Source organism: Simiduia agarivorans SA1 = DSM 21679 (genome assembly GCF_000305785.2).
Classification (GTDB): Bacteria; Pseudomonadota; Gammaproteobacteria; order Pseudomonadales; family Cellvibrionaceae; genus Simiduia; species Simiduia agarivorans.
This window is the reverse complement of the sequence record NC_018868.3, coordinates 658,399-681,012: the sequence shown is the minus strand read 5'-3', so window position 1 is coordinate 681,012 and position 22,614 is coordinate 658,399. Positions and strand designations below refer to the sequence as shown.

Below are 22,614 nucleotides of genomic sequence, written 5' to 3'. Positions count from 1 at the left end.
CAGAGGTATTGCTATGGCCGACATGCGAATACCCCCCATAGCGGCGGCCCGTACCAAGGTTGAGCCGGTTAGCCAGACACTGCCGAAAGCAGTGCCAGTCGATCAGCAGGTTGAGTTGCCTGCAGAATCGCCCAACCAAGAGCGCAGAAAGCGTGAGCGACGTAAAGGCCGCGCTTATCGGCGGCCCCTGGTTGAATTGCGCAGCGGCGAAGACCGTCGACACAACAGCCTGGTTGATACCGACGCCTGACGCCGGTTATCGATCCCGCCGTTGGCGCATCCGCTCCCTGAAGGCTTCGCGTTGCTCGGGCGTCATTTCTCGTAACCTCAGCATAACGCGCTGTCTTTGTTCCGGCGACATACCGGACCATTTTTCCCTTATGCGCGCCTGCTGTTCTGGCGGCAACGCCTTGAAGCGTTGGTGAGCATCCCTGATTTTTTTCTGCTGATCCGAAGGCAAGGCCTTGAAGCGCTGATAGCGTTCTTTGATCTGAATTCTTTGTTCCTCACTCAGGCTTTTCCAGCGTTCGTGCTTCGCTCTTGCGTCGGCCCGTTGCTCTGGAGTCATGGCGCTATAGCGTTCAACCCCGCGTAGGAGCTGTTGCTGCTTGGCTTCAGGTAATGACGCCCAGTCATCCTTTACACCAGAAAGTACCTGTTGCTGTTCCTGGGACAGCTGATCCCAGGGCACCGGCGCGCCAATCAGGAGGGGGGAATAATGCAGGCAGCCAACGAGGAGAAGTGCAAACAATGGGGATTTATTCATTGGCTTTTTCCTCCTTTGGTTCGATTACACTGCCTGAAGGTGAGGGGGCCGATATGTCGTCCAGCAGCCATTCCCAGTCGAGCGGGGTCAAATCTGCCTCCTGCTCGTCTTCCAGGGTGCCTAAAAAGGCCAGAAAAGCAGCCTCTTCCTGACTCGCCAAGGCGGGCATTGCCAAAAGCCAAGTGCTCAAAAGCCACTTAACCAGCCTCCATTTCACTGAGCCACTGATAGAACTCAAGGTCATCAATCAATTCCCGTTCATTTTCGTCCATTATCATATCCAACTCAGCCGCAAGCTCTACCGATAGTTCTGTGTTGTGTGGGACATTCGAGAAATTTATTAACCCCATCACGCCCACCAGAAGAATGCTTGCCGCTATGGCCAGGTAAGGCCAATAACCGCGGTGCCTGGCATGTGACGCAACCGCACTGGCTCGCGCATGGGCAAGTCGGATGGCGATTTCGTCGGAAATCGTCTGCTCTTCCGGCAGTTGGCGCAAAAACCGTTCAAAGCCGGGATCAATCCCGTCTTCGCGTGGTGCGGGTTTATCGCTCATGGCCATAGATCTCCTAACGCTTTGCGAAGTGCCTGCAGGGCACGTGAGTAATGGGTTTTTACACTGCCTTCGCTGCAGCCCATGTGGACTGCGGTTTGTGCCGTATCCTGGCCCTCCCAACAACGCAACAGAAAGGCTTCTTTCTGGCGTTCTGGCAGTGCTTTCAGCGCGAGCTGAAGGGCCTTCATCTGGCGATCGTGTTTTAACTGCTGGGCGCCATCGGGCAGGGTTCCGGCGACCCAGGTCTCTGCATTCTGGCTTTCCTCGGTCTCGACCAATACCTTGCCTTTGGTTTTCTGCCGCCTGAAGTGATCCATGATGCGATTGTTCAGAATCCGGTAAAACAACGGCTTCCATTCGATTTCGGTTTTATCGCTGTAGGCCTTCACCAGTTGCATCATGGCGTCCTGTACCAGATCCAGCGCATCGTCGGTATTGCCGACAGCCGCACGGGCGATACCAAATGCCTGACGCTCGTGCGCCTGCAGGAACTGGTCAAGTGCCCGTGATTTCAAAATAGCCCCTATGGATTTTCATCGTTCTTAGCCAATATAACGCATAGATGACCAATTGGTTGACAGGGACTTGTTAATTAGTGGTCTGACACTACAATGCCGTGAACAGTGCTCGTTGCCCAACCAGGATATTCCGCATGTTGCAGTTGTTCATCCCGGCAAACAAGGTCCAGAAAGACCGTAAAATCATGCGTGAAACTGATGCGCGCATGGCGAAATACAGCCGCAGAGGCCTGATTCTGAACCTGGTGGCATTTGGCCTGTGCCTCGCATTGGGTGATTTTTATACCGAGGCGCCGAATTTCGCGCTGACGCTGGCTATCGGCTTGTTGATCATTACCTTGTGGCGTGGCTATTTCCTGTTCCGGTTTGACAGCCTGTACCCAAGAGCGCCTGGTCGCTGGCGAAGCCATTACTTTTGGGCCTCTTTTGTCGGAGCCGGCTGGTGGAGCCTGATCGTTGCCAGCATCACTTATACGATTGGCATGCAGAATGATACGTTGCTGATCTGGCTTTACTCCGTCGTATTTTATTCCAGTGTGGCCAGTGTCCTGTCGCCCTACAGAAAATTTCTGGGGATGTACCTTTTTATCGGTCAGATTCCGGCTGGCGCTACAGCGGTCATGCTGGGCACCTGGGAAGGTTATATTTATGGCGTGATGATGCTGGTGTTTTATCTCTTGCTGGATCATCAGGGCGAGGTGAATTCCCGCATCTATTGGGATCGCCTCGAAGCACAATACAACCTGGACCAGCACGCCCGTAATCTTGAAATTGAGAAACGCGATACACAAGCAGCGGCAGAACTCAAAAACACGTTTCTCAGTCGGTTCGGTACAGAAATCCGGACATCACTTAACGACATACTGGGTTCGCTGAGTTTACTGGCTGATAGCTCACTCACGGCGCAGCAAAAAGAATTTATTGCGTTGGCGGTAAAGGCAGGCGAGCGCCAACTCAACATGGTGGACGCTGCGATCGATTTCTCCAAAGTGACCAATCAGAATCTTGTGCTTGAAAAGTCTATTTTCAATTTATGGAAACTGATTGAGCATGTGGTTGAAGACGTCGCACACGATGCCTATCAGCAGGATGTTGAGTTAAATCATGTGCTCGATTCGGACACCCCGATCCGGGTGAAAGGCGATAATCAACGCCTTGAGCAGGTTTTGATCAATCTTCTCTCTCACGCAATAAAACATTCAGCGTTTGGAAGTATCCTGTTTAAGTCCGAATTTGTATTAAAAAATGATCAGCAAGGTGAATTGCAGATAACCATCATCGATGAGTACCAAGGCGCAACACTTCCGGCGCAACCCAACAAAAAACAGGAAAACGTAAAGGATGCTGATCCAGAAGAGCCCCTGGGCATCACCTTGTGTAAAGGTATCGCTGAATTTATGAATGGCTCCTTACAAGTTTATGAAGAGCCGGGGAAGGGCGTGCAGTACTTTTTCAACGTTACGCTTGAATTAACCAGCAAATCCCCCAAAGCCTTGGCTGTGAATCCACAGCTTCGCAATAAAAAAATGCTGCTCGTAGGCATCCCGCCTTCTATAGAAGAGTCGTTTCACATTGAAATGGAAGCTTGGGGCATGGATATTGAAATGACCCAGGACCCGGATCAGGCTATACAACTCATGGAGGATGCCGAAAAAGATGAAAAGCCTTTCGATGGCCTCTTAATATATACACTGGTTAAGTCACTGGATAGTTTAGTATTGGCCGAAAAGCTCGCGCAGCATCAGCATTTTCAGGCGACGCCCTTTGTCATTGCCTGTACGCTCGCGCAACGGGCAGATGAACGCGTTGATCGGATTGCGGCAGGGCAAACAGTCTTGTTAAAACCGGTTTTGCGCAAAAACCTGCATCAGGCTGTGTGCCAGTCCCTGTTAAAAGCCGATGAAGCTACGCTGGAGAAAGACAAAAGCGGACCGCAGGGCAATGGCCGGCGCGTGCTGCTGGTGGACGATCACCGTGTCAACCAGATGGTGTCTAAGGGCATGTTGGGCAAACTCGGTTACAAGGTGGTGATTGCCAACAATGGCCGCGAAGCACTCGCGGCGCTTGAAGAGCAGCCGTTTGATCTTGTTCTGATGGATTGCCAGATGCCGGAAATGGATGGTTATGAAGCCACCCAGGCAATCAGACGTAAGGAACAGGCGCAGGGCGTATCAAAGCCCTTGCCGGTAGTCGCAATGACGGCCCATGCCGGCGAATCTGATCAGGCCAAATGTTATGCTGCAGGTATGAGTGATTACCTGGCCAAGCCCGTGAGTTTTGAGAAGCTCGAGCAAAACCTAAGGCGTTGGCTAGGTAAAAACACCGATCAGGATTAATCTTTCAGGTGCAGATATACAGGGGCGTGATCCGACGGTTTGTCCATGCTCCTGATATCGTAATCTATCCCTGCAGATTCGCTGAGATTAAGCAGAGAGTCGGTGACCAGAATCCCATCGATACGCAGCCCTCGCTTAGGCGTATCCTCAAAACCACGACTGCGATAATCAAACCAACTGAACTGGTCATCCACAGCGGGATTGAGTGCACGAAAGCTATCGCTCAGTCCCTGCGCCAGTAAAGTTGACAGCCACTCACGTTCTTCCGGTAAAAAGCTGCACTTACCATCACGCAACCAACGCTTCCGGTTGGCATCGCCAATGCCAATGTCGGCATCCGTTGGGGAAATATTGAGGTCTCCCATAATCACCAGTTGGTCTGATGGGGTATGACTATTGCCGATCAGATTGGTTAAATCGCTATAAAAACGGGCTTTTGCGGGGTACTTGGTAGGGTGACCCTGGTTTTCGCCCTGCGGAAAATAGCCGTTATAGACCCATAATGGACTATCGCGGAATTGGAATTTCGCACCAATAAAACGACGTTGCGCATCATCCTCATCGGTTGGAAAACCTTTGATAACCGCTTCAGGCCTCTGGCGTGAGAGCAGAGCAACGCCGTAATGGGTTTTTTGCCCGTGAAAAATAACATGATAACCCAACGCCTGTATGGCTTCCTCGGGGAAGTCTTTGTCCTGGCACTTGGTTTCTTGTAACCCGATGAAATCCGGCTGATGCCGTGCAATGATTGCTTCAAGCTGATGCATGCGCGCCCGGATGCTATTGATATTAAAAGAAACGATCTTCAAAACTTCCCCCAAGCAAAAAATAAGCCCCTAAAGAGGGGCTTGATAAATACGGCAGAACGAATCAGTTAAAATTCGCAATTTTGTTAGCACTTTCCTCACGCTGAGTCACAATGAAATCGGCCAGAATTTCGCCAGCTTCTAACAGCAGGCTGTCTTTCTCAGTGTCAATTTGGATCGGACCGCTGAGCGCTTGTTCGTTTTCGGCATCATTGGCTTCCTTTAGCGCCTCGATGCTGGCGTAGGGTTCCTCACCTTTGGCCTTGCGACGCATGTTTTCTGCCGCCAGATTGCGTGCGTCAAGCTGTGCCTTTTCTTTCAGTCGCTGGCTTTCATTTAATGACAGCGTCTTTTTTTGTTTCAGCTCATTCATCAATTGCATCTGATCGGCCAGAAAGTTGAAATCTGGATTGGCAACTACCCGTTTTTCGTGGGCAGGATTAATCTGTGCCATGAAGTTGCTGATATCAAAATAGCGATCGTGAGCCACCGGGTGGATCTTGTCCCAGGGCAGGGCGTTATCGTATGCGCTTTCGCCTACTTCTGTGTCGTCGATAAGGTTGGGCAATGTAATATCAGGAATGACGCCACGGTGTTGAGTGCTGTCACCTGACACGCGGTAGAACTTGGACTCAGTGATCTTGAGTTGACCTTCCTGTAAACCGGTCAGTGATTGCACAGTACCTTTACCGAAAGACTGAGACCCCACAATAATGCCACGACCATAATCCTGAATGGCACCCGCAAAAATTTCAGAGGCCGATGCGCTCAAGCGATTGATAAGTACCAATAGTGGCCCGCGATACATGGCGCGTTCACGTGAACGGTGGTAACGGGAGATGGTTTCGTTCGACTGACGAATCTGAACAACCGGCCCCTGATCAATAAACAGGTCGGTCAGTGTGGTGGCTTCTTGCAAAGAGCCGCCACCATTATTGCGCAAATCCAGAATGATTCCGTCTACTTTTTCCTGTTCCAGCTCGAACAAAAGCCGGCGCACATCGCGGGTCGTGCTTTTGAAATTCGGATCGCGCTGGCGATAGGCCTCAAAATCCAGATAAAAGGCCGGGACATCAATGACGCCCAGGCGATAAGTTTCGTCACCACGCTTGAGTTCAAAGACTGCTTTTTTGGCTGCCTGCTCTTCAAGCTTGACGCGTTCCCGGGTGATGGAAACAATTTTTACGCCAGTGGCATCCTCGTTAGCCGGCTGTATTTGTAAACGGACCACGGTGCTGGGCTCGCCGCGAATCAACTGAACGACCTCATCCAGCCGCCAGCCAACCACGTCCACCATTTCACCATCTTTACCCTGGCCTACGGCGAGAATCTTATCAGAGGGTTTAATTTGACCAGACTTTTCCGCCGGTCCTGCGGCCACCAGCCGGACAATTTTGGTGAATTCATCTTCCGTTTGCAGAACCGCACCAATGCCTTCCAGTGAAAGCGACATATTAATGTTGAAATTTTCCAGCGTACGCGGGGACAAATAGTTGGTGTGTGGATCATAGAGGAGGGTGAGGGCGTTGATGAGTGTCTCAAACACATCCTCGCCGTCCTGCTGCGCCAGGCGGTTTGCCTGATTCTTGTAGCGCCGGATCAGCGTGGTTTTTGCTTCTGCAACGGTTTTGCCGCTCAGTTTCAACGATAATACCGCCGCTTTTACCCGCTGGCGCCAGAGTTCGTCTGCCTCAGCCTTATCCTTCGGCCAGGCTGCGTTTTCCCTGTCGTTGTCGAGTGCTTCATCCCGCGTGAAATCAAATTTGGTCTCGGGATCTTCCAATTCTGCAATGATTGAATCCAGCCGGTTGGCAACACGGTCGCGGTATAGGCCATAAATCTGGTAACCAATTGACAGGTCGCCGGATTTGAAAAAATCGTCAAATTTCTTTCTGTTTTTCTCGAACTTATTGACGTCGGAGGCGTAGAAATACGCTTTCCCCGGATCGAGCGTCTCCAGCAGTTTATCGAGATAGGCGCTGGAGAGGTTATCGTCCAGGCTGAGTTTGCGATAATGCCGTGTCGATAGCTTTTCAATTATTTCAACTGCGGTACGCGATTGGCTTTCGGTATATCGCAGCTCTGGATCTTTGGTGTTTGTTGAAGCCTGAAGTGTGCCGGTACAGGCGATGACCAATGCTAGAGTTAAGGCTAGGTATCTCATTATGACTCGGTACTCCGGAGCCCCGAGGGGAGCGTCAGTTCTCGACAACGGCAGAAAATTTCTGCCCACCTGCGGAGCTTAGCAAATACAAGGGATTACGACACCTTTGCCGGGGTAGAGCGCCGGTTTATTGCGACCTTTGCAACACCTTCACGCGGCAAATACACCAGACCCAGGTAGTTTTACTCCAACCTGCTCGTATTTTGAACAAGAATGTCGTGAGCGCAGGTGCCTGATTGCCGGATCCGCAGTATGGCTAAGCCAGCGGGCTGGTTAGAAAATATGCAAATGGTCGGGATGTCAGCGAGATTAAGGGTGTTCACAGCAAATACCCACTATTTATTCGGTGAATTATGGTTTGTTGTTTTTTTACAACCTATAAATTTTGGTCAGGTTTCTGTATGATCCGCACGCAGAATTCAAAGGATGGTGACCACGTTTGATAGGTTGGTCACTTAACGAAATACGGGGTTCAAATGACTAGTCAAACATCAAAAATTATCTACACCTTGACGGATGAGGCGCCGGCACTTGCGACTTATTCACTCTTGCCCATTGTGAATGCGTTTGCGGCGGCCGCTGGCATTGAGGTAGAAACCAGCGATATATCGCTTGCTGCCCGTATACTTGCGCATTTCCCTGAGTGCCTGACGTTTGAACAACGTGTCCCCGATGCCTTGGCAGAACTGGGCGCTCTGACTCAGGACCCGAATGCCAATATCATCAAATTGCCCAATATCAGCGCTTCAATTCCTCAGCTGAAGGCTGCGATCAAGGAATTGCAGAGCCAAGGCTATGGTTTACCGGATTACCCCGACAGCCCGGCAAACGAAAAAGAGCAGGACATTAAAGCCCGCTATGCCAAAGTGCTTGGTTCTGCGGTGAACCCGGTGTTGCGTGAGGGTAATTCCGATCGTCGTGCGCCGCGGGCTGTTAAAGAATACGCCCGTGCAAATCCGCACTCCATGGGCAAGTGGAGTCAGGCATCCCGTACCCATGTTGCTCATATGCGCGAAGGCGATTTTTACGCCTCCGATATTTCCACCACCATGACGCAGGCCGACAGCCTGAAAATTGAATTGGTGGAAGAGGGTGGTAAGACCACGCTGCTGAAGGAAGTCCCCGTTCAGGATAAGGAAGTGGTCAGCGCCCAGTTTATGAGCACCAAGGCCCTGCGTAAGTTCCTGGACGAAGAGATGGAAGGCGCGCGCAACGCCGGTTTGCTGTTCTCTTTGCACATGAAAGCCACCATGATGAAGGTGTCTGACCCTATCGTGTTCGGTCATGCGGTTGAGGTTTACTTCAAACACGCGTGGAAAAAGCACGAAAAAACCCTGAAGGAGCTGGGCGTTAACCCCAACGACGGTCTGGGCGCCGTGCTGCAGAAGATCGATAGCCTGGGCTACTCCAAGCGTTCGGAAATCGAGTACGACCTGCGCAAGTGCTATGAAGCGCGCCCGATGCTGGCCATGGTGGATTCCGATAAAGGCATCACCAATCTGCACGTGCCAAGCGACATCATTGTTGACGCCTCTATGCCTGCAATGATCCGTGCTGGCGGCAAAATGTGGAGTTCCGATGGCAAGCTGCAGGATACCAAAGCAGTTATTCCCGACAGCTGCTACGCCACTATTTATCAGGAAGTATTGAATTTCTGTAAGCACCACGATGCCTTCGATCCGCGCACCATGGGCACGGTACCCAATGTGGGCCTGATGGCGCAGAAAGCTGAAGAATACGGTTCACACGACAAGACATTCGTGATCCCTGCTGATGGCACCGTTCGCGTCGTGAACAAAGCCGGCGAAGTGGTGCTGCAACACGACAAGGTTGAACAGGGCGACGTATGGCGCATGTTCACCGCCAAAGATGCGCCTATTCAGGACTGGGTAAAGTTAGCCGTCAACCGCTCGCGCCTGTCTGGCATGCCCGCTGTTTTCTGGCTGGACCCCAAGCGTGGCCATGACCGCCAGATGATCCAGAAAGTGCAAACCTACCTGAAAGATCACGATCTGACCGGCCTGGACATCCAGATTCTGCCGCCAGAAGCCGCCGTGCGTCTCACCATGGAGCGCATGAAAGAAGGCAAAGACACCATTTCCGTTACCGGCAACGTGTTGCGTGACTACCTGACCGACCTTTTCCCGATCCTGGAACTGGGCACCAGTGCCAAGATGCTTTCAATTGTGCCGTTGATGAATGGCGGTGGTCTGTTCGAAACCGGCGCTGGTGGCTCTGCGCCTAAGCACGTACAGCAATTTGCTGAGGAAAACCATCTGCGTTGGGATTCCCTGGGCGAATTCCTGGCACTGGCCGTGTCGTTTGAAGACGTTGCCAATAAAACCGGCAATAAGAAAGCGAAAGTCCTGGCCGACGCTTTGGACGCTGCTACTGGAAAGTTGCTGGCAAACGACAAGTCGCCGTCACGCAAGGTTCGGGAATTGGATAACCGCGGGAGTCATTTTTACCTGGCCATGTACTGGGCAGAAGCGCTGGCAGCGCAAACCGAAGACGCCGACCTGGCGAAAGCTTTTGCGCCGCTGGCCAAAGACATGGCTGCCAAAGAAGAAGCAATCCTGAAAGAACTGGCAGATTGCCAGGGCGTACCGGTAGACATGGGTGGTTATTTCTATCCGGATGCCAAGAAGCTGGAACAGGCCATGCGCCCGAGCCAGACGTTGAATCAGTTGTTGGGCAATATTAACGCCTGATAGTTCAACGATAAGATAAGGCCCGCGCAAGCGGGCTTTTTTGTATGTCCATATGGCCTATGTTAACCGATAGTGTACGTGGGGGACTGTCTGTCTTGACCGCAACTGAATAACATATAATTTAACATAATATAGATTATGCGCAATGTGGGGAAAGTCGATCCTAGGGCTTGCCAGAGGCTTTTACGGGGGTTGGATGGTTACCGGGTGTGCGTCGTCGGATCTCCTCCTTCCACCCGGTAACCATCAAAGGGCTGTCGCTACTTGGTCAGGCTGGGATGATGGCTCGGGATCGGATGGATACCGGACGTTATAAACGTAAGTGGGTTGTCCGACATAATCTGCTTTTTTGTTCCATTTACCTTTCTAAGATATTGAATATTAACAAGAAATTTTGATTTCATTTTTTTGATATTTTAGTAAAACTACGATATCTGGCCTTGGCAATGAAGCCGCGCGTGGATACGAGTTACTTCAGTCGACTTCTTTGTCTGGGTAAGTCTCTCGGTGCGCCGTTCAGTGGTATGATCTGAAATTGCACCAATAAGGAGGCCTCCTCATGAAGCTCGTTAAGCTAATTCAGTGCAAATGTAGCGAGACGCCGCCGGAGCAAGGTATTCGAGTACTGCAGGATGAGGATGGCTTTTATTGGCTCGAACCTAGGGTCAAAGCTGAGGGTTACAGAACTCCATTTATAGATTTAGCTGAATTAGCACTGGCGCATGACCTAACAAATATCCATGTGGTCACGGAGAGTGCAATTTCAATAGACGTACCCATCACTGATCTTTAGGGGTGGTTGCAATCTCAGAGTCAATACTAGCTAGCCGAGCCGTCTTCTTTTGCATGCCTCAGTAGTACAATATTTTACCAAGGTGTTGATGATGGATATCCGCAGATTGAAACTTGAAAAACAGAACGAGCGTGATCGCCGTGTTATCGAGATCGCTGATGCACAGGATTACGATTTCAAACGACCCGAAGCTTCTCCCATCGCAGCACTTGTAAGGGCTCGCAGGAAGAAAATTCGGATCGAATTTCGCTAATTTGGGTTCTGGCTTTAGTGCGATGATCGTAGCTCGGTATTCGGAAAGGCCTCGTTTCAGAACGCATTGTATCGGGCTTCGAGTGGATACTGCCAATTGCCTGGAAGGTTTTTCAAAGGCTCCCATATCAGACGCGTGATACGTCATTTTCCGACAGTTCTATCTCCTATTTGGCCAGTAATCCGTTAAAATACCATTATTACGGATTATTAACGTACCCTATTTTGAGGCCTACAATGGCAAAATCTGGCCAGGCTCGGGTCCCTACGGCTGAGCAGCAACAACACCTTTTTCAGGTCATCCAGGAACATCGGCACCCTGAGAAAAATACGGCGATCATGCAGATCAGTTTCAAGCTCGGTCTGCGGGCTCAAGAAATTGCCCTACTGCAGATCAAGGAAGTGGCCAAACTGAACTCCCTGGGTTCGGGATTCAAGCTCCTGGAAGTAATGAGCTTGCCGGCTGCCTACACCAAAGGTGCTGACGCCATGAACCGTTCCAAAACGGTGTACCAGCGCAGAACGGTCAGCTTTGATGTGGAGACCTTCAACAAGATTATTAAACAAGTGGAAATTCTGGCCAAATCAGGTGCTGCCGTTAATCCGGAAGATTTCTATCCGCCGCTTAAGAAGCATAAAGGCAAATCCCGAGATTTACCCATGGTGGACGGCAGCCTTCGGGAGGCGTTGACGAACTATATACAAATGCGCATCGCCAAAGGCGAGGTATTAAAGCCCTCCTCCCCTCTTTTCATTACACAGAAAGGTGGATCATATTCGCCGAATACGCTTCAGGAGCACATGGCGCTAATGTTACGAGACTGGGCCGGTATTGAGAAAGCCAGCTCTCACAGTGGGCGTCGAGCATTGATCACCCATATCATTCATAAACAAAGGAAGTCAGTGAAAATCGCACAGAAGATTGCTGGACACGTAAACCCTTCAACCACTTTGATTTATGAGGATCCGCCTGAGGCAGTTTTAGAGGATGCTCTAAATGATCTAAATTAGTCTTCCATCGGTCAAATCCAGTCATTGAATTAAGTTAGCTCTCCCACAGGCATCTATGGGATGCGATAGATGCGGTTTTTAAATTTCTTTACCCATATTACTTATAACTTTTGTAGCATTTACAGCTGCTTTTGTATCCTAGAGAAGTTCACCTTCACCCCATTTTTATTTTTCTCTATTCCTACAATCCTCCTTCTGGCGAGTTTTGGCAATTCTGCCGGATCGCAATTTAGGTAATAGCATTTACCTTTTTTCAGAATTAATCCTTGATCTATCAAACTTTGTAAATCTAAGGGTTCAGCAAGGCGCTGAGCTTCTTCAACTAATTTATTAATCATATTATCGTCCATAGTTCCTCCTTAAATCTAATTCCATGCCAAACGGGAAAAATGAGCCCGCTAGAACACCACATTCTAGGTTCCGAAGTCTGATTTGGCTACGCTGTTACGTAGAAGGTCAATCGGCATTCTGAAAATTTTCACAAAAATTCAGATAACCTATTGAATCTACAGCTATTTCCAAGCGTTCTATATCCGACAATCCTGCCGCTGCACCTTCCGGTTCATGTCAACGGTACTATCACCATGGCGGTTTATATGGCCGGTTCGAGACGGTGACCATTTAATCGAAAACCATGTTGCGAAGATTCGGATCTATACCCGAAGCTTTGATCCACTTGAGTACTCTGTAGGCAACAAAAATATCAGAACCTCTTGTTGTTCGGTTCAGCACTTTGCTGTAGCAAGGTGCTGAACTATCTATTCCAAAGCTTTATGACTCACGGAAAAGTCAAGCTGGCGATAGCCATCAACCGAGCTTCATCGGTCGCATGGCAAAATATCAATCTGAAGGGGAAGTACCTGTTCTGACAGATTGGGGAGCTCCAGAATTTGAACATCTGATGGTGTCGTTCGAGGAGTAAGTGCCACTTTCTGAGAATTAATGCACCTTCCCACCACAGGCTAGAATTGACGGGCACTGATAGGGTTTTTGTCTTTCTAGAAGGAGATTCACTAGAACCCCTACAAAACAAGAACTTGGTCATTGAGAGAAAACTCACAAACACCGAGATCAAATAAGCTGCGGGGTTGACATCAAGCTAAATAAGTTCTAATAGAATAGAACCAATACTCTAAGGACTAGATCTATGATAATCAGGAAAACTCTACACCTAGTTTCAGCCTTCCTCCTGACAGCATCATTTACCACGCATGCTGAACAGGTCACCAAACCACATGCCCCACCAAAAGACAGTAGCTCAAAAGACTCCTCTCAACCCTCTGATGCAACACGTGAAATTTTAGATCTAAACTTTAATGAGTTAATAAAGGCAGTAAAATCCAGGAAGGAAAGTTATTATACAGTCAACGGATTATCTAGATCCTTTCGAATATCAGAATCATATTATGATAATACAACATCCACGGTCCACTTCGTTGGGTTTTTAGACAATAAGCCATCCAATAAAATCAGGCTAACAATTCCACAAAAATCAATTGCGATTTACGGCAACAACTTGGATTCGAGCGATCAACCATTATCTGGATCAATAGTGGACGAAAATAAAATAATCACCATAGAATCCAACGAAAACTCCACAATCTCCAATATATTTGGAGACACAGCCCAACAAAAAAGCAAAAGCCATGAACAAGAAAGAATAAATAAAATAGGGCTAATTTTTGACGCTTTAGGGGAGCACAAACCCGAATCTTATTCACTCGGAAAAAACGGAACACTTACCTTCGTACCAAAACCAGAAAAATTGGGAATTGATACAAGAATAGAAACAAAAAATGATGCCACCAAAAACCTCAACCGATTCCTATCATACAACCCAATTCCAGACACAATGACATTTTCATTAGAAAGTGAAAGCCCTAACGAATACGTATTCCAACAATACTATAAAAGTATAAAAATAAGATCAGCAAAAGTAAGAATAATTTTAGACAAAAATAAGAAACCGAAAAGAATAGTATCCAACATTTCAACAAATGAACCAAGCTCCAATCTAGAGTTTATTAGCGAGAATGAAGCAAGGACAAAATTCTACAACTTCTTCCTAAAACACGGAAAATCTGTAGACCTAAGCGACCCTAGATACAGGGTGGAAAAACAACTTCGGCCAACTTTCAACTCCGCGAAACCTTATGCCGAATACTATTCTCTCTATTTCGACAACTCACCTACAGATAAAGCCGAATTACTCACCCTTAATGTAAGATCCGGCGAAGTAAAATCCACAGATATCAGCTCACACCTAACCGCACCCAGAGTGTGTGACTACAATGACGGAAAAACAGCCAACTCTACCTTTGGCGACACACTAAGCTGCGGTAGGAGTACGTCAATTTTTACTCCAGAGGGCACATGTAATGTAACTCCAACGGACCCGAGATGCACGGCCGACAAATTTGTAAAGGCTTACGAGTACACAAGAAAAGCAGCGTTGATGTGGGAGGATTTGAAGCACCCAGGATGTTGCGATGCGGGAGCCAACCAAACGGAATCACTTCATGTAATACCCAATACAACTGACGTAGGTGCAGGGAATGCCGCATACCGCCTTGGATATGTACCAGGTAGAAATAATACTTACCAAAGAGTCGCGTCAATTTTGCTGAGTCCAACCACGGAAAGCTCAAAGGTAAATATGGGGCACGAACTTGGCCATGCAGTTAATGCAAGTGTGGCTCAAGATGTATATACCATTTGGCTGGATGGAGTCAACGCTTCTACTAGTGAGAAGCTAGAACATTTAACGGTACAGGAAGTAATTGCCGACATTCACACGTTGATTTTTCAAAACTACGACAAAACTCCACCTTTCAGCAATCCAACCTGGACACTTCCCGATAACAGATCCGCGGTCACCCCAAAACACTATCCTGAGGACATGGTAACTGGAGACTGGCACGCTAGCTCCCAGATAGGCTCCCACTTTTTTTATAAACTGGTCACCAATATAATGGCATTACATTCAGAAGGGCCGCTGAGCTGTTCATAGAAGGTCTAACCGTACTCTCAGATAGAGATGGGGATGGATTAGTAATGTTTAATGACTTTAGAATATCCATGCTATCCAGCACAAACATCGCTTCAGAGCAAGATGCGATACGATCCGCTTTCGAAGAAACAGGAATAACCGCAGCGGCAAGTGTAGGGTCTGCAAGTGGTGCAACAAGCTACCCTAATGGCGCCCCTGGATCACCGGCAGCACCCAGCTGGATTTCAGCCACTCCGCTGTACAGTTGCCAGAATAATAAATCCGTATACACCTCCGAATGGGAAGAAGCTTCTAATGCCAACGCATACGATCATTGGTATAGCATAGATGGAAGCAATTTTGTCTATTCCTTTACAGTATTTGGATCACCTCATTTAACTGAAAACTCCGCTGACGTCGATGTCAAAATAAGTTCATGCAATTCAGTAGGATGCAGCAATTTATCTTTCGCGAGCTATTTCCAAAGATATCTTTGCGATTAACAACTTTACACACACTGAATATTGCAACGAAGTGGATCCTAGGAGGCCCACTTCTTCATACCTTATACTGCTTGAAAAAATACTCCTAATTTAGCCACTCCGATTGGCCGCAATGGCCTAAAAAGCTGAAATGTGCTGCAGTATGCGGCGCACGCACTAGTCGATATGCGTGTCAGCACGGTTACCGGATCGACGGCACCCTCAGTTAGTGAGGAGCGGCTAACATTGAGATGTTCTAAATAACATTAATTAGTCTTCTTTCGGCCAAGAGCGGACATTAATAAAAATTATAAAAAGGCGATTTGTCCTGCTCGCGCTCATCAGAGGATTTCATCTTAGCGCTCGTCGCACCTTTTCGTATATTTGTAAGGTTTAGCGTAATCAGTTTATCGAAAACCAGCTTTTTAGGGCGAAACCGAAATATTGCAGGAGAGGCGCATCTCTCCCCTTGGCCAGAAGCGGACATTGGTACCCAAATAACTTATGCTACCTAATGTTTCTGAGAATCTTCCAGCATAGCGATACAAAACCGGAGAGTAGAGCCATTTAAACGATGATTAGCGCAAACTTCATTTTCAAAAGACACGCTATAGAGGTCATAGATATCATCAATATTTTTTTCATTGATAATCGCTTCTTTTATCTTTTCAGGAAGGATATGGTTGGTGCTTTTCTGAAATAATGTCTCGACAGCATCAAGCATCTTGTTTCTGGCTAAATCTGTATCTTTGCCATCATTTATATTTACGGTCACTCTCAAAGACCGGGCAGAGCGGCTATTTCCATCAATATAGTAAGCGATATTTGCTTTTATGAGCCCATCCCCAAATTCCACATATGGGGATGAAGCAAACCAGTCTCCTTGCAATTCCTTATAATACCCTGTTTCAATACCATGTTCTTTGAGAAATCCTTGCGCCTCATATGGCGACCATCCCTCATTTTTTGAAATAGAGGGCGGGGTTTTCTCAACCTTGCGCATGGCTCTGAAATCCTTCCATGCTTTGAATACATCCCGAAGATTATTGGTATCCCTAACTTGAAGCATCCATACCCAACGCTCAAGGTCTTTAATATGGAAGTTGAACACAATAAGAGCAAAAGCTTTAGTAAATCGTTTTACCCACTTATTTTTTATAGAAAATTGCAGCCTCACAAATATATTTTCATAGGTCGTGTAAATCACCAGAGCAAATATGAACGGCAGGTAGGCTAGTGTTAAAAAAGGCGGGAGCAAAAAATCTTCAGCTGTTTCCGGTTTAGTAAACACAAAAAAATTTGTGGCTAATTCATATAGCGCATAAATAATAAGAGAAAATCCGAAGATTGCCAAAATCGTTCCAAAGAGGGTTTCAACACTTTTATATTTCTCATCTGTTTGAGAATAAGCATGCGGCATGGTGATAAGAACCAATACTGGAAACAGAATTAATTCAGCCAAGAATGGCAGCACATAAAACCCGATCAAGAACTCGACCAACGCAATAAGTTTTATATTGTCTAATAAGGTCTTCTTAAATAGTCCACTATCTTTTTTGTAATTTTCAATATCGAAAAATGACAAGAAGGCCACAGCAAAAAACCAGATTAATGTACTTTTAAGTTGCCCTATATGCCACATATCCATTTCATGGAGAAAATAGACCACAATAGAAACATAAGATAATGCCAAGAAGAGTACCGACTGAATCTTCCAGACAAAGAAGGATTGGATAACATCTATCAATGAAGCCCTAACTTCTTGCATTCTAGGCGACAGCCCTACATAAAGTGCTAAGGCCGTAAACCATATCAATATTGACCATTCCCTATTATTCAGCACATCCATTACCTTGAATACTCATGTTCATACTAGCTGAATTATCCACCCATGCCGCTCTAGCTGCGCCCTTACATTAGGCTGAATCCGGTCCTGGTGTGCCGCCATACAAAGGAGCCTACGAGGTCTGCTAGCGGCTACGTACAATTGTCTGGCAAATTTTTGCTTCCGTGTTCCGGAAATTGACCCGTTTTCCGTGAAGGCCAACCTTCCGGATAGCGTCTCTATATCAAACTGGTGATTTTTTGTCTCCAGTACCAACGTCGCATCATGTGTTTCACCTTTCACAGAATGGATCGTTCCGATTTCTATTTCACGCCCGGTAGCTGAGCGATATACATTCGCCGTTCCGGCCGGGGAGATAACGTTATCGTCGCCATTGCTCTCTGAATAGACCAAATATTCTTTCACCAGCCCCTCTTCACCGTCAATTCCCAGTACAGACAACAACTTAGTGCATTGTGTCTTCCAGAGTTCCTTAGAGGGGGTTCCATCCATAATCCAGGACGTGAGCAGACCTTTAAACTCTTCGTGTGCTCCCATGGTCCTTAGATGGCTATCAAGACTGGTCGCGGAATAGTGCCTTGTATAGGCTCCGACGTTTTCAGTAACGCCGCCTCGACGTAGCAAATCCAGTATGCACTGCATGAGTAGTGCATACTGAAAGGCCGCATCAGCTTCCGTCGCCCACCACTCGCGTGATACTGCCTCAATGAGCAACTGGGGCCTCGGTGTCTTAACGGATTTTGCTCTATCGTAGCTGGGCCAATACTCGCTGATAAAGCCTCCCTGGCCTTCTGTGCCCCCCACAGCCTTTGCATAACGAGATTGATTGTTTATCTCCAACGCATCGAGCAACTCGCAAAATCTCTCCAACACATTTATTTTTGTAGCATCTGTATAGAGAAATATCGTGTGAGGCGTGTCATGTGAGGCTTCTTTAAACGCCTGAAGTTCGCCTATCCCGGTAACGCTCAGACCGGATATCTTGGCAGCTATATCCGCCGTAAATCTATGTGTGCTCTTGAGGGGAACGAGCGCGCTATTGGCATTGAAAGTCTCATTCGGACTCTCTCCACCTATATTGTCGAAAATGGCCTGATCGGGATCCCCTAGCCTTTGCAGCATAACATCATTGCAAAGGAACAATTCGTTAATGAGGTCGTCCTGAAATTTTTGTGTATCTTGCATTTCGTCCACAAGGACAAAGGAAAAGCGTTTTCTGAGCGCGCTTACAACCTCGGCATTCTCCTGAATGCACTTCTTTGCGAAATAGTACATCTCTGAGTAAAAGAAGTATCCTCTATCAACGCGTTCAAGAAATACTTCCGTAAGATTTTTATAAGAAGGTGAGTTCGATTCATTTTTAAAGCCTGGAACCTGAATCTCTCCCGTCTCATGGTGAATCTTTAGCTCGAATATAGATGCGTGTTTGTTTTTAGCTAAGAAGTTCTTCGTTCTATAACTAATCCTGCTGCTCATCAGCGCCGCGCAGGCATCATCATCTATCCGGACAGGATTCATCTCTATTGATCGCAAATAGGGTGATGCCAGGAATCTGTTAACAAACTCCTGAATGGTCCCAATAAAGTTTGGGTACTGCGTGAGCCGAAAGCCCGAAGGATAAGTCTCAATTCTAGCGATAATTTCATTACGGGCAACGTTGGTATGCGTCAGAACGCATACTCCTAAGCCCGCAGACCTTAGCTTCTTTTCAAGAATGAGGAGCTTGGCCGCAACAATCGTCGTCTTACCGCTGCCCGGGCAGGCCTGAACATCGTCCCAAGACTTGATAATAGCCCGCCTGACTTCGTCAAATTCGAGGGCCATCAACGGGTCTGAAAGCCTTTGGTTGTAGTCCAGGAGGAACTCGTCGATATCGTTATCAGTAATCCCTAGTTCGGACATCTACTCGCTTCCTGTACCGGCTGCTGCCGTAGCAGTTTCGTCAACAACGGGAGACGAGCTGAACGGCTCAGTAACATAAGCGATAGCGGCCTTAATGTACGCAGGTATCTTTTCCAGAAGCCGATCTTTACCTTCCGTGCCGGAATAGTCTTCAATCAGTTTCTGGCTTAGACGGTACGCCACATCGGTCTTGAGACTTCTTGATTCAATGAGCCCGTATATTTTTATGGCCCGAATTTCCGGTTCAGTAGGGAGGTCTGCGAAAGCCGGATCATCCTTGCTCTTCACGAGGTCATATATGTCTTCTGCAAGACCGCTTCGGATAAGGCAGTATTCAAATGTCCACTCATCTGACACAAAGACATGCGTATTTTGTAAATCTACGAGATTGAGCTTTACATCCTCATGCATGATTTCGAATGACTGGAGTGACTTTCTTTTGTCAAATGCGGCAGTCCCAAATGTCTCACCATCGGGGTCGGACCTAGGCAACCAGAAATGCTTGTTCCGTGGCTTGAGCGTCTTGAATCCCACCTCATTTACGTTGCTATCGGCATCCTTAGGCCAAAGATCAATGTCTCTTAGACAGGCAACGCGAATTGGTATCTTAGAGATACTGCCATTAAGAGCCTCCCTTCTGAGGAATATTTTTGCATATCGCGTGTAAGCAGTGTTGCCTACATTGACCACACTTACCCCGTAATTCTCTAAAGGCCTTCCGAGCAAGTTTGAAATAGTGGGGAGCAAGATGCTCTCGCCATCACCCTCGACAATGAGAACGGACTTCGCGAAGAACAAATTAGACTTTGTTACATCGAGAAACTTCTCAAGGAAGACATAGTCTTCCGAATCGAGCAATGTCTCGCTTTTTGTTAGCGGAAACGCGGACCCATTTGAAACAAGGATCATGCTTTCTAGGGGCGCTTTGGACGCCAAATTAGGGCTATGGGTGCTAAGGATCGTCTGGAATGTGGCCGATTTGGTGTCCGAGTAGGTATCTCTGATAAATTTTAAAAGCTTCATTTGTAACTGCGGGTGCAAATGAGCTTCGGGCTCTTCGATTAACAATAGCGGGAAGTCACTATTCTCCTGCTCAAGCAATATCAGCTCTGTAGCCATGAAGAGGATATTGCTATATCCAAGCCCTTGCATGGGTTTTGACTCATCAAGCACCAGACTCAAGCGTTGCAAAATATCCTGAAACGCACGTTCTCGCTCTAGAGTGTTCAGCGAGTCAAACTCCTGACTGCCGAGCATTTGAATAGACAAATCAAACTTATCTGTATTGAATGTAAGCTCTTTAACGTAGCGGTCAATATCCGACCGATTATCTTTTAGCCCCTGATTATTCTTTACTTCACTATTTGCTTTTATCAATCCCTTAAGCAATGCCTCGAAATGAACTCCATCACGTTTGAAGTGCTTCGAAGAGGAGAGTATTTGTGCTAGCCTGGAGCCTCGACCATAGGACAGCTCCGCCTCGGCATCTCTGAGTGGTTTCAAATACGTTGACGAAAGATAATCCCGAATTTCTCTTTCGATAGGGAGACCGTCACCATTAATTCCTGACCTCAGTTCAGTCCTGATTAAGCGGCTTCCCCGCCTAATCACATCGGTACGTCGGGCGGTCAAGGTCACATACAATACAGAATGCCTTACACCTTCATATCGCTCTTCATGTGTAAGATGTTCTACAAAGGTACGTGCCTGATCCGGCGTAACTCCGTCAAACTTTAGTTTGATTGAAAACGTATCAGAAGAATTGTGGAAATCGGATTCAGTTATGCGGGTCCATTCAGCGGAATTCGTATCCAGAGTGATCCGTACGGCATCTATTAGCGCTGTCTTGCCGGAATTGTTCTCGCCAACAAGCACATTAAGCCCCGGGTTCAAAGATAATTTTAAACTTTCAAATATCCTAAAGTTCTGAATATGTAGCTCAGAAACATACATTACCGATATTCCTATTATTAATCACATCGTCTGTTTTATTGGGTTCACGGTTAGAAGCATGGATGTTGCTTGTAACGTCAGCTTCTATGACCAAACTGCACTTCTCTCAAGGGGTCAACCAACGTCCGCTTTGGGTCGTTAACAGACCCTATACCGGATTTGACCTATTTAATTGTGGTGCCCTACCTTAAACTCCGCCCACACCGGAAAATGGTCCGACACGGTTTTACTGGATACCGTCCCGACACCCCACTCCCCCGTATAATCGCCCACCATACCTTCGGTAATCAGGATGCGGTCATACGCGCAGGCGCTGTTGGTGGACACATTGGTGTCGGCATCGTCCGGAATTAGCCAGTGGTACTCACTAGCAATGGCGTGGCCCACAAATTCAGCTGGACTTGCATAGTCACAGCCCGCATTAAAGTCGCCCAACACCACAAAATCGTCCTCACCCAGGTAGTGCGCTTGTGCCGTTTGTACCACCCTGTGTAACGCTTTGATCTCGGGCACTGCCTCTTCCGGCTTGGTGTGCACCGTAATCATGACAAACGTTAATCCGCCCTGGACACTGGCAAAGCGCGCCATAAACGGTTCACGCTGAAACAGGTCATCGGCTGCGTCATCAAACAGCTGCCCGGCATCGACTGGTTTGACCGTGTCGGTGTTGTAGAAAAACGCATACGGCTCTTGCGAGCCCTGGTCATCCGGTTGTTGCCCGCCCCGCTCGCTCAGTAAAAATGCGTAGTGGGTGCCATCGGCGTTGATGGTATTCAGGAACAATGTCGGTACTTGTTGGCTGGCGTCTTTGATTTCCTGCACGGCCACCACGTCGTATTGGCGGACAATGTCGGCAAGCTCCGCCATGACCGCGGGTTTACCGGCCTTGGTCATGCCAAATATCTGGATGTTAAAGCTTGCGATCTTGAGGATGCTTTGGGTGGTCCCTTCCACATAGCGGGCCCAGGCCTTGGCTACCCTGCCCCGTCGGCCATCAGCTAATTCGATCACGTAGTATTGCGGGATGGTGGCGACGTAGGTGGCGGATTCGCCGGGCGCGAGAGCCGCGATCACGGTGTCGGAGGCCAGCGCCCGGACATTCAGACCGGTGGTAACGCGATCAGACGGCGTAATGACATCGGCCCAGACGCCCTGGACCACCAGCAACCATCCCAGCAGTACCCGTCGTAGAAACGCGCGGCTCATTGTGCGCGCGCCTTGGCCAGACCGTGTTTTTGGCGGTACTCCGCCACCTGGGTGTCGGTGATGTCGCTGTCGAAACACAACGGTGCATAGCCACCGGCCCGGTTCCAGGCGCTGCGCTTACCGCACCGACTGCCATTGCGTGCCACGTTATACGGACAGGGGCAGTTGCCCGGGTAGGCGGCGATCGATGCCTGAATCAGTAGTGCGCGGATCTCCGCGTCAGTGGGCGCTGCAGCCGCCCACGGGATGACTGCCCCCAACATCAGACCCCATCCCCAAACTTTGAATCGTGTGTCCATACTTTATTCTCCGTTGTCTTCCT

18 protein-coding genes are annotated in these 22,614 nt (G+C 48.2%); 6 read left to right on the top strand and 12 right to left on the bottom strand.

Annotated features, from left to right (window positions below):
• Positions 1-13: 13 nt before the first annotated feature.
• Positions 14-250 (top strand): hypothetical protein, encoded by a 237-nt coding sequence (locus tag M5M_RS03040; protein WP_015045997.1) that lies wholly within the window; start codon positions 14-16, stop codon positions 248-250.
• A gap of 6 nt (positions 251-256) precedes the next feature.
• On the opposite strand, the gene M5M_RS03035 is transcribed toward M5M_RS03040, so the two are convergent.
• From M5M_RS03035 to M5M_RS03025, 4 genes are read right to left on the bottom strand one after another with little or no spacing between them, the layout of a single operon-like run.
• A complete protein-coding gene (locus tag M5M_RS03035; RefSeq protein ID WP_015045996.1) occupies positions 257-766 on the bottom strand; it encodes a DUF3106 domain-containing protein in 510 nt (169 codons plus the stop codon).
• Positions 759-935, bottom strand: coding sequence for a hypothetical protein (locus M5M_RS20300; protein ID WP_156025697.1), 177 nt, complete (start codon positions 933-935; stop codon positions 759-761). Before M5M_RS20300 ends, M5M_RS03035 begins: the two co-directional genes overlap by 8 nt.
• Positions 936-963: 28 nt before the next feature.
• Positions 964-1,323, bottom strand: coding sequence for a hypothetical protein (locus tag M5M_RS03030; protein ID WP_144062372.1), 360 nt, complete (start codon positions 1,321-1,323; stop codon positions 964-966).
• Positions 1,320-1,838 (bottom strand): RNA polymerase sigma factor, encoded by a 519-nt coding sequence (locus M5M_RS03025; protein ID WP_015045994.1) that lies wholly within the window; start codon positions 1,836-1,838, stop codon positions 1,320-1,322. Before M5M_RS03025 ends, M5M_RS03030 begins: the two co-directional genes overlap by 4 nt.
• Positions 1,839-1,975: 137 nt before the next feature.
• On the opposite strand from M5M_RS03025, the gene M5M_RS03020 reads away from it, so the two are divergent.
• Positions 1,976-4,177 carry a response regulator gene (locus M5M_RS03020; protein ID WP_015045993.1) on the top strand — a complete coding sequence of 734 codons (2,202 nt, stop codon included), beginning with the start codon at positions 1,976-1,978 and terminating at the stop codon, positions 4,175-4,177.
• Here M5M_RS03020 and xthA read toward each other — a convergent pair.
• Positions 4,174-4,986, bottom strand: a complete 813-nt coding sequence (xthA, locus tag M5M_RS03015) for an exodeoxyribonuclease III (RefSeq protein ID WP_024330254.1) — start codon at positions 4,984-4,986, stop codon at positions 4,174-4,176. The two genes, M5M_RS03020 and xthA, sit on opposite strands and share 4 nt — an antisense overlap.
• A gap of 61 nt (positions 4,987-5,047) precedes the next feature.
• Positions 5,048-7,147 (bottom strand): carboxy terminal-processing peptidase, encoded by a 2,100-nt coding sequence (locus tag M5M_RS03010; protein WP_016389194.1) that lies wholly within the window; start codon positions 7,145-7,147, stop codon positions 5,048-5,050.
• A gap of 476 nt (positions 7,148-7,623) precedes the next feature.
• Between M5M_RS03010 and M5M_RS03005 the strand changes: the two genes are divergently transcribed.
• The 3 genes from M5M_RS03005 to M5M_RS02995 all read left to right on the top strand — a co-directional run bounded on the left by M5M_RS03005 (position 7,624) and on the right by M5M_RS02995 (position 11,914).
• Entirely contained in the window at positions 7,624-9,858 is a 2,235-nt protein-coding gene (locus M5M_RS03005) for an NADP-dependent isocitrate dehydrogenase (protein WP_015045990.1), read from the top strand.
• A 559-nt stretch (positions 9,859-10,417) separates the two neighbouring features.
• Positions 10,418-10,651, top strand: a complete 234-nt coding sequence (locus tag M5M_RS03000; RefSeq protein WP_015045989.1) for a hypothetical protein — start codon at positions 10,418-10,420, stop codon at positions 10,649-10,651.
• Positions 10,652-11,140: 489 nt separating this feature from the next.
• On the top strand, positions 11,141-11,914 hold the full coding sequence (locus M5M_RS02995; protein ID WP_015045988.1) for a site-specific integrase: 774 nt from the start codon (positions 11,141-11,143) through the stop codon (positions 11,912-11,914).
• Positions 11,915-12,033: 119 nt separating this feature from the next.
• On the opposite strand, the gene M5M_RS02990 is transcribed toward M5M_RS02995, so the two are convergent.
• On the bottom strand, positions 12,034-12,264 hold the full coding sequence (locus M5M_RS02990) for a hypothetical protein (protein ID WP_015045987.1): 231 nt from the start codon (positions 12,262-12,264) through the stop codon (positions 12,034-12,036).
• A 797-nt stretch (positions 12,265-13,061) separates the two neighbouring features.
• On the opposite strand from M5M_RS02990, the gene M5M_RS20060 reads away from it, so the two are divergent.
• On the top strand, positions 13,062-14,924 hold the full coding sequence (locus M5M_RS20060; protein ID WP_016389192.1) for a hypothetical protein: 1,863 nt from the start codon (positions 13,062-13,064) through the stop codon (positions 14,922-14,924).
• 972 nt (positions 14,925-15,896) lie between these two features.
• Here the strand turns inward: M5M_RS20060 and M5M_RS02985 are convergent.
• From M5M_RS02985 to M5M_RS02965, 5 genes are all read right to left on the bottom strand, one after another.
• The gene (locus tag M5M_RS02985; protein ID WP_015045986.1) at positions 15,897-17,234 is read right to left on the bottom strand and encodes a hypothetical protein; all 1,338 of its coding nucleotides are present in this window, start codon (positions 17,232-17,234) and stop codon (positions 15,897-15,899) included.
• Positions 17,235-17,252: 18 nt separating this feature from the next.
• Entirely contained in the window at positions 17,253-19,133 is a 1,881-nt protein-coding gene (locus M5M_RS02980; RefSeq protein ID WP_015045985.1) for a UvrD-helicase domain-containing protein, read from the bottom strand.
• Positions 19,134-21,086: an ATP-dependent nuclease gene (locus M5M_RS02975; protein WP_015045984.1), complete on the bottom strand. Its 1,953-nt coding sequence runs from the start codon at positions 21,084-21,086 to the stop codon at positions 19,134-19,136.
• Positions 21,087-21,254: 168 nt separating this feature from the next.
• Positions 21,255-22,292, bottom strand: coding sequence for an endonuclease/exonuclease/phosphatase family protein (locus M5M_RS02970; RefSeq protein ID WP_015045983.1), 1,038 nt, complete (start codon positions 22,290-22,292; stop codon positions 21,255-21,257).
• Positions 22,289-22,591, bottom strand: coding sequence for a hypothetical protein (locus M5M_RS02965; RefSeq protein ID WP_015045982.1), 303 nt, complete (start codon positions 22,589-22,591; stop codon positions 22,289-22,291). The genes M5M_RS02970 and M5M_RS02965 overlap by 4 nt, the downstream gene beginning before the upstream one ends.
• Positions 22,592-22,614 lie beyond the last annotated feature (23 nt).